Here is an 11,573-nt window from a genome sequence, read left to right on the forward strand (position 1 = left end):
GACGAGGGTGCAAGTTCTACAACCTTTGGTGATGCGGTGAAACTTAGAATTATAGTTCCTAATATTAATGCCGAGATTACTATTTTTTTCACCCATTAGCCCCTCCTTATTTAAATATCGTTAGTGGATCAACAGGGGTTCCATTTATTCGTGTTTCAAAATGTAAGTGTGGACCAGTAGAATTACCAGTTGAACCAATCAACCCAACAATATCTCCTCCAGATATTTTTTGTCCATTTGTTACTAGTATAGAGTTTAGATGTGCGTATCGTGTAACTAATCCATCGGGATGTGTTACTTCTACCATGTTTCCATATCCTCCAACTGGCCCTGTATACGATACAATTCCATCGGTAATGGAAACTGCTGGTTGATTGTTAACACCATTAGCAGCAATATCTGTACCATTATGATTCTTTATTACACCAGTAACTGGATTTGGACGGTTTTTTTGGAAATGGGAGGTAATATTTGTTGTGTATGGTACTGGCCAATAAAAGTCCCCTTTTTTAACTAGATCACTATTTAAAGAATTAATTTGAGGGTCGCTATTAACTGCAGCTAAAGTTGTTAAACTTGATTCTATTTTTTTAGCATTAGGATTGAATTCATACGTATATGCAGCTCCTTTAATAATGTCTTTCCCGTCTGTTGATTCCCCAGCTAAATAAATATAATTATCTGTAGTATGTTTTACTATCGCTATGATCGTTGGACAAGATACAGTAAATGAAGCATTTACATTGGGAGATTCATAGTCATATGTAGGGTTAGTTTGATTTTCACATGCAAATCCCGAAGGGTTTGTATCATGATCGAAGACCTCCCATTCAATAAAACTATAATCTTCTCCTTCTGATAAACCAGTGTTTCGTTCTAATGTTTCTTCAAAGACTTCTCTTGCTTTTTCCTGATTAAAAATAATGTAACCATTCGATAAGGCTTCTACATCTAATTGTAAACTAGCATCATGAGCAGCAACTTCTAAATCTTCCTTTAAGAATTTAGATTGACTGGCATGAGAAGAAGCGTTAATAGTTAAAATCATCATTGTTATAGAAACTCCAAGAACTAGTATCATTCGTATTAGTTCACTCATATAGAAGAACCCTCATCTACATATTCGGACATAATTTCTCTTTCTACTGTATGGTATAACTGATCAGTTTTACCGCTACAAGACGGTGAACTATCCGTATCGGATGTGAAATTAAAGATATCCATAACATGAATAATTGGACTAGGAACAGATACGCAAACTGACATACGCTCTCCACGTTTTATCTGTTCTTCAGAAGCAACCACTTCTATTTGAGAAGGGTCCATATTGTATCCGTCTACTAAAAAATCTTTTATTTCGGCTTTAATATCATCCGTGTAATAACCTTGCAAACTAGCCTCTTTTTGTCCTTCGAAAGCTGCTAGATTAACAGTTTCTGTGACTTGTCCACTATGGATATAGAGTAAACCTTGAAAAGTCGACCACAAGATAAGGGGCAACAACAAGATAAATGATAGTTGATTACTCATTCATATCCTCTCCAGTTAATTTTTTTGAAATAAGCCTCTTTAGAATTAAAAGGAGGCTTATTCCTTTTGAATAACTCTAATTCTTCCAATCAATTTCAGACGCTTTTGGCATAGCACTCGTCGTTTGGTCAACTTGATCTCCTACAGTTACCCCTTGTTCTTGTACCGTAGGATAAACAGCAACCATAATTGCTACAACAAATACTGCTATTGTTGCTAAGATCCCTAATAATTTACCTGAAATTTCACCCATGAAAATCACTCCTATTTTAAATTATTTTTTCTTTTGTTTTAGTTTTTCCAATCAATCTCAGACGCTTTTGGCATCTCATTTGTAGTTTGGTCAACTTGATCTCCCACAGTTACCCCTTGTTCTTGTACCGTAGGATAAACAGCAACCATAATCGCTACAACAAAGACTGCTATTGTTGCTAAGATCCCTAACAATTTACCAGATATTTCACCCATTCTGTTCACCCCCTTTAAATTCAAATTATCAAAACACTATAACTTTATAAGTAAGAAGATTCTTGTGCTTTCTCAATGATGAGATTATAGCTTGTGCTATAACTGGTATTCCTTATGTTTTCTTCTAGTTCCTCTCCACTATCATAGATAGCGGGGTAAATGGTTCCAGCAATTACTACTACAAATATTGCTAATACAGCAACAACACCAAGTATTTGGCCAACAAGTTCACTCATTAAGATACCTCCTTTCGAATTTCTATAAAATGTTATTAACATTATTCATTTGAATCATTAGCATGTTGGTAATAAATACAATGAGCCAAGCTGCATTGAAAAGTACATTTACAGAAAAGAGAGCTTGTAATCTGTTTTTTCTTTTCTGTCCATTACGAAATTCTTGTTTAAAAAAATGACTAGAGTAAGCACTAGATTCAGTTTGAATAACTTCTAATGCTTCATCACGACTTAAATTATCTATCTTTACAATTATCTCACCTATTGTTTTAGCCCCTTGTGTCTTTATATCATCGTAAAAGACACTTTGAGCTAATGACGGATTTGTAAGCAAAGTAGATAAAAATCGAGACAATGTACCATTTAAATATCTGAACATTGGTAAAGAGTCTTTTAACAAGTTATAAACGTTAACAGTTTGATTGCTGTGTAATGTATTTAACTCGGTTTTTAACACATCATACAAAGTAAATAACTCAATACTGCGTACCTTCTTCTTTTGAGCAGTTAACACCTTTAAGATAATGTTTGTTAAAGAAACAGGAATATTAAAACGATGTTCTGTTATGAGCCACAAAACAATTAATATCGATATACTTTGAATATTTATTCCTTCTCCACTTAAAACAGGTAGTAGCCAATAATTAATAATAAATATGACTAGTATACCTATGCGGATCATTTCAAACCGGAATGAATTCATGAAAGGAAGTCCTGCTTCCTTTAAACGTTCATCAAACGATATGCTTTTTAGTTTCTTTTCTGTCGTTTTCATCTTTGTTTGTAGCTGCTGTTTAAACCGCAATCTATGACTATCACGTATTTCTTTTGGTGTAATAGTTTTATAGATTAAGAAAGTACCAGAGAAAAGAAATATACTAAAAAATAGATATTTGACAATTTCTAGCACCAAATTTATATCCATATATCCACCCTTTCACATAATCATTTTTAAACATCTGAACGAGGTTTTGAAAACACAAGCACTGCAAAGAAAGAAAAACCTGTAAAAACTAATGCAAGTAAAAATATAATGATATTTAAGTTGTTATTAAATAGTGACCAAAAGTCATACATCGATGAGAGTCTCCAAGCTGCAAACAAAAAAATTGGCAGTGTAAGTATTGGTAAATAACCAAGTATTTTTGTTTCTACATTTAGTGATTTCTCGTTTTCTAAATCATTTTTTCTGCTGGTAATATCTCTATTTAGATCATTTAAAGATGAAGTGATATCAGATGAAGCTAAATATGCCCTAGTTAGCAAATTACCAAAACGAATAGCAAATGATGAATTAATTGTGTAAGAGAAGATAAGAACTGCTTCTCTAAATTCATGTTCATATCGATCTTGCTGCATGGAAGCAAGTAGTTGTATAAAAGTATTTTTTAATTCTTTGTCATCTAATGTATCTGTAACACTTTGAATCATGTGATACGCATTTTTAGAACTAGAATTATAGGCTTGTATGATAATATGGAAACTATTCATAAAAGCTAAGGATGTTTTCATTCGCTTGTTTGCTAATCTCATGCGTAGTGTAATGTAAGGGATACACATGAACCCTACTCCAAACAATAAAGAAATTATGAAGTCGTTTAATGCTAGATAAACCAACATGAAAGTAACTCCGAATATGAATAAAGATAAGATGTAAAAGTTTATTGGCTCACCTTTCTTTTTTCTATTAATAGACATGAGCAGTATTTTAATATGCTGATTAAGAAATGATTCTTCGGTGTCATCATCCTCTAGTTCAATCTGTACTCGATTTAAACGACGTAAATATCGTTTACGCTTAACATACTGAGTAATGTAGTGAACAGATTTGATAATGAAATACTGGCCAATTAAATTCCAAATACCATATAAAATGAGGGTATAACCAATGATTTTTACAATAACTTCAGCTATTGAAAGTAAATCCATAAATTATTCCTCCTTGAAACTACCCAAATAAATAGGGTGTCTCGCTTTTTTACTCATAGGATTTAATTTTGTTTGTTCTTGTAAATGTTGAATAAATCTATGAGATAGTTCAGGATTAGTATCGTCCATACGAACTATTAGTTCTCTAGATACATCACTGTTGTACTCCCATTTATTTGTCTTAGGGTTGAAATAAATTAAATAATTTATGAAAGGTTGATTATTTGTTTTTTCTATTCCTATTTCATACATGGAGGTTACTCTCTTTTGACCATTTTTACTCTCCATTGTGACACCGATATCAAGCGATTTGGATATGCGTCTAATCTCATTAACTTGATGTCGATTTGGATATTCATCAACAATGTGTTGTGATAACTGAATTGAAGTATTTTCAGGATCTGTAATATGATAAGACATCAATAACCCTTTTCTACCACGTTCTGTACCACCTATTGCTCCTTCAGCTTCAATTCCTCTAACTTCCTGGACAATAAGGAAATCATGGTCGATTCGTAAAGCTCTTCGTATTGTTTGGTTAACATCCTGGTTATGTGTATAAAGCTCGTGTACCAGGCGGTTTGGAAAGTCTTGCTTCAAAAAAGTTTCAGCTTCATCTTCTATTAAAACGGCTACTTTCTCAGGTTCTCTTGCTCCATAGATTGATTTAAGAAAAGTTGATTTACCAGATTTGATATGTCCAGCCACAATAGTATTGAAATACAGACGCGAGAATACCTTATAAAAATCAACATCACTTTTAGGGATAGTACCTCTTTCAGCTTGTTGTTCAAAGTTTAAGTTCTTGACGGTATACTTACGAAAAATTAGTGTAGGTTTGTAACTAGCTGGCGGAATAATTATCGTAACCCTTGTCTTGTCTGCCAAAGCAATTTCTGCATATGGGTTGGACTCATTAACTTTTAAGTTCTTTTGTCCAGCCATAAACCGTTGTATAAATTCTCGAACACTATCCTTGTGAGGTAAAACTTCTTTTTGCTTTTCGAATACATCGTTTCTTTCAATCCAAAATTCATTACCAGTAAACTTAGCAGCTGGACTATCCTCCATTACATACCATTTATGTAGTATTCCGAAACGATAAATTTCATGAAATAAGGCTTGAGCCAAAGATTGATAGTATTCTGGATAAGGAATGTTATTAACGTTAATTGACCGTAAATATGAATCAATTTCGTTTGTTAATAAGATCTCTGTTTCCTTATCTCCAATAACTGCTTTATGGTATAAATTCAATCTATCTTGTTTCTTTTTACTATCATTTGAATCATCTTTGAAAAAGTCATCAAAATGCTCTTTAACTTGTTCGATTAATGATTCAAATGATATAGAGTTATCTTTTTTACCAGGTAATTGAGGTTCACTATTCATTTTGTTTTGTATTTCTTCAACTACATTAAAGATTTGGGTCAAATAATCACTTCCTTTTTATATCCAACATTCAATTAGAAGCTAAATAGTTTTTTCTTTTTCGAACTGTCTACAAATTCAAATCCTGCGGAATTTGCAATGGTCCTGCCAATGACATTAACTGATTCGCGATATTTTAGGTCTTCAAACTGATATAATGATTGCTTATTGAATTCTGCTAGATATCCATTTGTGGATTCTTCAATAAAAGTAAGTACATTCATTTGATAAGACTGTTTCAGATCCTTTACGGATGGCATAGAAGGATTATTATGAAATCGATTTAACACTAAAAGGAATTGTTCACGTTTGAAACCTAGTGGACTTAAAATATTGCTATAAATCTCTTCCCATTTCCTTTTTAGTTTTTCTTGTTGATTTAACACGAGAAAATGATAGTCACTAGAATAAAGTGCTTGTATTATATTTGCGTTGTCATAATGGCAGCCCGCATCAATGATAACTACATCAAAAATATCTTCTGCACGTTGAATGACTTTCTCGATTTCTTCTTTTGTATAAAGTCTCTCTAACTTTGTATTACGATTTCCTAGCATTATATATAGAGAGTCTTTTTTAACCTCTTGAAATAGATCTTGAAAATGACCATCATCATCATAATGACTATTAAACATGGAGTCTTTTACTTCATCTAAATATTTACCCGTGTAATTAATGTAATCTGCACCACTATCCCATGCGTTTAAAATAAGTAAGCCTACCTTAGCTGAGGTGTTCTCACTAACGGAAAATGCAGTTGAGAAAGATGTAGAAGTTGATCCTACATTAGATACACTAGAAAAGAATGAATACACATGTTTTTTTTGTTTTTCAGTAGGTGTTAGCACTTTTTTAATTTCAGATACCACTTGTTCGTTAGTTAATCTAGCAGAAATGTAGTACATTTCGTTACCTACACACATGGCTTTAATAGTACTCTCTAAAACATCCATAATTTCATTTCTCATAACATAGAAAACATAATTATGCTTTTTGAAATTATAGTCTACAAAATCGGTGTGACTGAGAAACTCATCGGTTAAAATAAGAACGTTTGTTGTACTATTTGTTGTACTAATAGAATTTAGAGAATTAACATTCTTAACATCTGCATTATTAAATGTTCTTTTAAATAGGGATATTAAAGTTTCATCCGTTGATACAATCTCAATTTTCACAATTATTCATCCTCACTTTCATCCTCATTTTCTTTAGATTCTTCATTGTCTTTATTGGATTCAATTTCTTCAACTTTATCTGCATTGATAATTACTTCTCTGTCTTCGTTGCCATCACGTTCCAAAGTATAAACAACATATAGTTGATAACCTTGCCCAGTAGCAGCTCGCAAAACATTTAAAATATCGTCATTTGCGATAATTTCCATGTTTGAAATTGTTCCAGTTGTTGACTCTGTATTTTCTTCTGTAACTACTGTTTCAACTTCGCTATTAGAACTGTTTTTAACACTTGATATGCGAATGTTTTGTAGTATTGGGATGCGATCATTTGTTATAAATTGCTCTTGCTCTCCACTGCTCATTGATTCAACCATTTTTTTCTCGTCAGTTGGAATAATGTAAAAGTCAGCTAAATAACTTTTTCTTAGAGATTGTGGAACAGTGAATAACCATTCTTCTGGTATCGCTGCTATAAACTCCCCATCTGCTTTATTTGGAATTAAATCAAAAGAATCAAGCAACGTTATGTGTATTTGTTGTCCTTTTGGTATATCGATAGCTGCATAGCTTCCAATGATTTGTTCTGCTTCTTCCGGAGTAAATGATTGTTCTAAAACTTGGTCTGTCGGAACACTCTCAACGACTAAGTGTTCTTCTTTTATCTCATCCTTAAATGAAATTTGAGTATTGGCAACCACAACCTCGGTCTGGTTTATTTTTCCTTTAACAGTATCAAAGCCTATAACAATAGCAAAACCAGCAATTATTATAATTATTGATAGTATAATTGTGAAAAACTTTTTCATTTTACCCCTCCATCTTTCAATGCGTTATTTAAAGTCCTAATTCTTGTTAAAGAACTTATTCTCATTCTATCCCCCCAATCAACTAGGATAATTAAATAAAAAAACACCCGAAGAAATACAAAATGACTTGCTGGCTAAATACCAGTTCATCATTGTGTGTTTCCTCGGGTGTATCCCGTTAAATATACGATTGTATTGTTCTATTAATTTACTAATCTTTTTATTATATACAAGATTCAATAATTGAATTCTAGCACCAGTACAGTTTAAAGTCAATTGCTTTTATGTCATAAGTTTTTAGAAAACGTAAGCGCCATGTTATTAATGATTTTAATACTTAATTAACGGTACTTCTTTTTTGAAAGATATGTTGAAGAAGTCTTCCCTTCTTTTTCTTTCTTTGAAATAAATTTTCAGGCAACAGTAGTTCTAATAAAGGATGAAGTACTCCTTCTATTTCCTCTGAAAAGTCAGTATGGCTATTTAAAAACGTTGCCTTCTCTTGACATTCAAAAACAGCTTCTATTGGAAATTGTGGTATAGAGATTTCTACTTCCGTTCCATATAAGTCCTTCAGTAACTTATTTTTCATGAGTATATCACTAAATCTATTCCCAACAAACATTGTCTTATCAAGTTCGAGCACTTGTCGAAAGACATCTGATTCAGAGTTATTGGGGTCTTCAAGATATTGTATGTTACTTATATCGGGTTCTACTACCATAATGACATCACTAGCAATTTCTAGTAAATCCTGATAGGTTTTGTTATCCCAATCATTACCTACATCTACGATAGTAACCGCAGACTTATTTGTTAACAACACTTTAATAAAAAGTTCAAAATCTATTTGGCTTTCGTCATAAACTACTTCACTACTGGGATGTTTTACAATCATTTCTACTCCATCAACGCTCCATTCGTAAGTTATGGGCGGTTCTGGTTTGTTGTTTTTAAGATAGGAGTGAAAGACACTACGGTAGTTTTCCGTCTTTCTATGGCCATCAAATCTGTCATAGGCATAGCCTCTTTGAAAAGGGTTTTCTACATAAGTAACACTAATATCCATATGAGCCATCTCTTTTGCTATTAAATGGCTAACAAACGTGCTTCCACTTCTAGAAAAAGGACTACCAACAAGAATTATTTTCTTTGATAATGGGTAAGCGATTAACCGTTCTACTGGTTTTTCAACAATTACTTCTCTTGTCTCTATCTTGTGTTCATTCCTATTTTTTCGCTTTTTAAAAGTCTTAGATTCTTGTTCAGTACTTATTTCATCTCCAGGTTTTAATGTCTCATTTACAAGTTCTTCTTCAGATTCATCATAATTATATTCCTCCTGAAAATTAACAGTGGCGGTTGTCCCACTGGTGCGGAATTTAGCAACATTGGAATATTTTGCAGGCAGAGATAATTGTTTAATGAAGTGTTCCATGTTAATAGAAGAATTGTTAAAAATATCTTGAATCCCAAGTCCAATCAATTGATTTAAAAATATATCTTCTTTTGATCGTTCGCATAAAAAAACAATACGAAGATCATTATATCGTTGACGTGTAAAGTGTAAGAAGGATAACCATTCTTGTTGTCTTTCTTCACTATCCATCTTTTCAGAAGGCAAGAAAACATCATGTACAATCAGAATATCTGGCTGTTCAGAATCAAGAACTTCTTCCATAAATCGCATATGCATTACTTCTTGTTCAATAATATGAAAGTGTTCAGAAGGAACTAAATACTTTCTTAAAATATCACTAATATATTCATTTGCCACACCAATTAATATGCGTGGTTTTCTTTCCATAATATTAACTCCAATCCATGAAAAAACCCTCGAAAATTATGCGATTAGGTTGTAGCCTAATAAATAACTTTTCGAGGGTTCTTATGTTATGTATACAACGGAACGAGCTTTCCACACTCGTATATACCCGTTGCTCTCCGTTATATATATACGGAGGATGTTTGTTATAAGCATAATATAGCACCCTAAAAGTGAAAAGTCAAAGAAGCTAGAAATTTACTCTACTACTGCTTGGTTCACATCTAAGAAACTGAGATATAAACGTTTTAATTTGTCTTTATCAGCGCGATAAAAAGATTTAGCAAGTCCCTTAGTTACAAATTCCTCTTCAACACAAAACCATACATGGAAAGGAAACGTATCAATCATAACTTCCCTATGAATAGCTTGGGCCATGGAAAGTGTGGAAACATACAAAACGACATAGGTTGGATTATCGGGAAAACCTCTAATCTTTAAACCATTCTGTTTCCCATAAACAAACTGCCATTTCGCTAATTTATTTTTAAAAAATCCTATAAAGTCTTGTTTCATTTGGGCACGTTCAATAAAGAAATTAATTTCGCCTTGCGGAACAGAAATTTCAACTGCTGCAGAAGCTTTATTGAATGAATTACCACCAATAATACTTCCCCCCCATAGCCATTTAGATGCTACACGTTCTTCTATAAAGGCTGTGCGAAGGTCATTTAACGCGATGTAACGTTGCATTAAACTGATTCCATTATTACCGTGAAATCTTTCAGGACTCATAAAAGTGGATATACCACTATAAAAATGTTCCATTAATAACTTACCTGCAATTCCAAGTACAAAGATCCTTGAATAATTTGGATAGTCTTCTTCTTCTCCACGAACGGAGATACGATAGCGCTGAACATAGTCATGAGTTGATAATTGGTCTAATAACTTAGAAACTTGAGAACGTGTTAATTTATTAGTAAATACTCTTCTTAAATGTTCTTCACTACAACAGATTGCATCACCAAGTGCTTTCAATATTAAGATATGTTCCTCAGTAATAATACCTCGCTGATAATCAGAGATAACGGCTTGCAAAGTGTAATAAGCACGATAATACTTTGGGATTTTTTTATTAGCTACCAAATTAGGGTGATCGAGAAACGGTACTATCCCCTCTTTAGTTAGATAGTTATCCAATTCCTCTATATCGGGATTAATATTGGTAACCTTTTCTGAATTAACCATTTATCTCCCAAACATAAATGCTGTTGGATTTGTTTGATTCGTAGATTTACCGTTAGGATAACGATGAATCATAACTTTAACATGCCGTTTTTCAGGATTAACTGATTCCACTTTGCAGGTTACAACATCTCCAACTACAGGCTCTGGCAAATGACGAAGCTTCATCCCTTTAGCATCTAGCCCCTTTTCAATTTGAACAAAAATTCCATGAACTGGATGAACTTTGGTAACAACACCAGAGATACGGTCAGCATTACGAAGGCTTTCTATTCTCTCGTATGGGTCTCTAATTGTAGCTTTACGACTTACACGAACGAATTCGGATTCTTTATCATAGGACAATACCTTAACTCTTATTTTTTCACCACGTTGTACCATATCTGGGATTTCCCAGGTGTAATAATGGGACCAATCCCATTCATTAGGGTTCATTCTACAATCTACACCAGCTATTCGGATATATACTGTATTTGTTCTTGGATCAATTCCTCGAACAATACCTTCAAAAGTTTGTGATGCCAGTTCTTTCCTTTCTTGAAGTGTCTTTAATCGTTCAATGAACTTTTGCTTATTTACTGCATCTGCTGCTTTTACACTAACTAAAGCAATACGAGTTTCTAAATTGATATCAGATACGATTAGCTCTTGTTGTGTACCAACAAAGTCACGTAAAGTACGATAATCATATTCTGCAAAATTCTCTGCAGTACAATAAACATTAGATCCATTTTCAAGAATAATTTGAAGTAGCTCCATATTATCTCTTGCAGTTCGTGGCTCAATAGTATTCTCATTTTCTACTTTAGATGTATCCAAAGTATGTAGCATATGGACGTGACCTATAAGAATCTGATTATCACGTTTTGCTTTTGTTAATAACTCTAATTCAACATCTGTTTCCCAAGATTCAACATATTCAAAACCTGCCATTTTATAACCTCCAATGAATTGTAGACAAAAAAAGAACACTCCAACA

At 33.0% G+C, this 11,573-nt stretch carries 13 protein-coding genes; all 13 read right to left on the minus strand.

All coding sequences use genetic code 11. The features are described 5' to 3' along the window. Positions 1-106 precede the first annotated feature (106 nt). Positions 107-1,099 (minus strand): M23 family metallopeptidase, encoded by a 993-nt coding sequence (locus ABC346_RS20790; RefSeq protein WP_317958516.1) that lies wholly within the window; start codon positions 1,097-1,099, stop codon positions 107-109. Beyond that, positions 1,096-1,530: a hypothetical protein gene (locus ABC346_RS20795; RefSeq protein WP_317958517.1), complete on the minus strand. Its 435-nt coding sequence runs from the start codon at positions 1,528-1,530 to the stop codon at positions 1,096-1,098. The genes ABC346_RS20790 and ABC346_RS20795 overlap by 4 nt, the downstream gene beginning before the upstream one ends. Before the next feature lie 76 nt (positions 1,531-1,606). Continuing rightward, complete coding sequence (locus tag ABC346_RS20800; protein WP_317958518.1) at positions 1,607-1,783, minus strand: hypothetical protein; 177 nt, start codon at positions 1,781-1,783, stop codon at positions 1,607-1,609. A gap of 38 nt (positions 1,784-1,821) precedes the next feature. Continuing rightward, positions 1,822-1,998 (minus strand): hypothetical protein, encoded by a 177-nt coding sequence (locus ABC346_RS20805; protein WP_317958519.1) that lies wholly within the window; start codon positions 1,996-1,998, stop codon positions 1,822-1,824. A gap of 44 nt (positions 1,999-2,042) precedes the next feature. After that, positions 2,043-2,234 carry a hypothetical protein gene (locus ABC346_RS20810; protein ID WP_317958520.1) on the minus strand — a complete coding sequence of 64 codons (192 nt, stop codon included), beginning with the start codon at positions 2,232-2,234 and terminating at the stop codon, positions 2,043-2,045. Between the two features lie 22 nt (positions 2,235-2,256). Further along, positions 2,257-3,159 carry a hypothetical protein gene (locus tag ABC346_RS20815; protein ID WP_413236665.1) on the minus strand — a complete coding sequence of 301 codons (903 nt, stop codon included), beginning with the start codon at positions 3,157-3,159 and terminating at the stop codon, positions 2,257-2,259. A gap of 26 nt (positions 3,160-3,185) precedes the next feature. Continuing rightward, a complete protein-coding gene (locus ABC346_RS20820; protein WP_317958522.1) occupies positions 3,186-4,163 on the minus strand; it encodes a hypothetical protein in 978 nt (325 codons plus the stop codon). 3 nt (positions 4,164-4,166) lie between these two features. After that, entirely contained in the window at positions 4,167-5,597 is a 1,431-nt protein-coding gene (locus tag ABC346_RS20825) for an ATPase, T2SS/T4P/T4SS family (RefSeq protein ID WP_413236666.1), read from the minus strand. Between the two features lie 32 nt (positions 5,598-5,629). Next, complete coding sequence (locus ABC346_RS20830) at positions 5,630-6,772, minus strand: CpaE/TadZ family protein (RefSeq protein ID WP_317958524.1); 1,143 nt, start codon at positions 6,770-6,772, stop codon at positions 5,630-5,632. Positions 6,773-6,774: 2 nt separating this feature from the next. Beyond that, complete coding sequence (locus tag ABC346_RS20835) at positions 6,775-7,581, minus strand: SAF domain-containing protein (RefSeq protein ID WP_317958525.1); 807 nt, start codon at positions 7,579-7,581, stop codon at positions 6,775-6,777. A 337-nt stretch (positions 7,582-7,918) separates the two neighbouring features. Next, on the minus strand, positions 7,919-9,388 hold the full coding sequence (locus ABC346_RS20840; protein WP_317958526.1) for a hypothetical protein: 1,470 nt from the start codon (positions 9,386-9,388) through the stop codon (positions 7,919-7,921). 216 nt (positions 9,389-9,604) lie between these two features. Further along, positions 9,605-10,597, minus strand: coding sequence for a hypothetical protein (locus tag ABC346_RS20845; protein ID WP_413236667.1), 993 nt, complete (start codon positions 10,595-10,597; stop codon positions 9,605-9,607). Next, positions 10,598-11,527 (minus strand): 30S ribosomal protein S1, encoded by a 930-nt coding sequence (locus ABC346_RS20850; RefSeq protein WP_317958528.1) that lies wholly within the window; start codon positions 11,525-11,527, stop codon positions 10,598-10,600. Positions 11,528-11,573: the final 46 nt, after the last annotated feature.

Origin of the sequence: Oceanobacillus phoenicis (assembly GCF_047238145.1) — a bacterium.
Classification (GTDB): domain Bacteria; phylum Bacillota; class Bacilli; order Bacillales; family Amphibacillaceae; genus Oceanobacillus.

Excerpts from the sequence above, each read along its gene's own strand:
- ABC346_RS20790 (WP_317958516.1), bottom strand. The coding sequence starts at position 1,099 with ATGAGTGAACTAATACGAATGATACTAGTTCTTGGAGTTTCTATAACA.
- ABC346_RS20795 (WP_317958517.1), bottom strand. The coding sequence starts at position 1,530 with ATGAGTAATCAACTATCATTTATCTTGTTGTTGCCCCTTATCTTGTGG.
- ABC346_RS20800 (WP_317958518.1), bottom strand. The coding sequence starts at position 1,783 with ATGGGTGAAATTTCAGGTAAATTATTAGGGATCTTAGCAACAATAGCA.
- ABC346_RS20805 (WP_317958519.1), bottom strand. The coding sequence starts at position 1,998 with ATGGGTGAAATATCTGGTAAATTGTTAGGGATCTTAGCAACAATAGCA.
- ABC346_RS20810 (WP_317958520.1), bottom strand. The coding sequence starts at position 2,234 with ATGAGTGAACTTGTTGGCCAAATACTTGGTGTTGTTGCTGTATTAGCA.
- ABC346_RS20815 (WP_413236665.1), bottom strand. The coding sequence starts at position 3,159 with ATGGATATAAATTTGGTGCTAGAAATTGTCAAATATCTATTTTTTAGT.
- ABC346_RS20820 (WP_317958522.1), bottom strand. The coding sequence starts at position 4,163 with ATGGATTTACTTTCAATAGCTGAAGTTATTGTAAAAATCATTGGTTAT.
- ABC346_RS20835 (WP_317958525.1), bottom strand. The coding sequence starts at position 7,581 with ATGAAAAAGTTTTTCACAATTATACTATCAATAATTATAATAATTGCT.
- ABC346_RS20840 (WP_317958526.1), bottom strand. The coding sequence starts at position 9,388 with ATGGAAAGAAAACCACGCATATTAATTGGTGTGGCAAATGAATATATT.
- ABC346_RS20845 (WP_413236667.1), bottom strand. The coding sequence starts at position 10,597 with ATGGTTAATTCAGAAAAGGTTACCAATATTAATCCCGATATAGAGGAA.
- ABC346_RS20850 (WP_317958528.1), bottom strand. The coding sequence starts at position 11,527 with ATGGCAGGTTTTGAATATGTTGAATCTTGGGAAACAGATGTTGAATTA.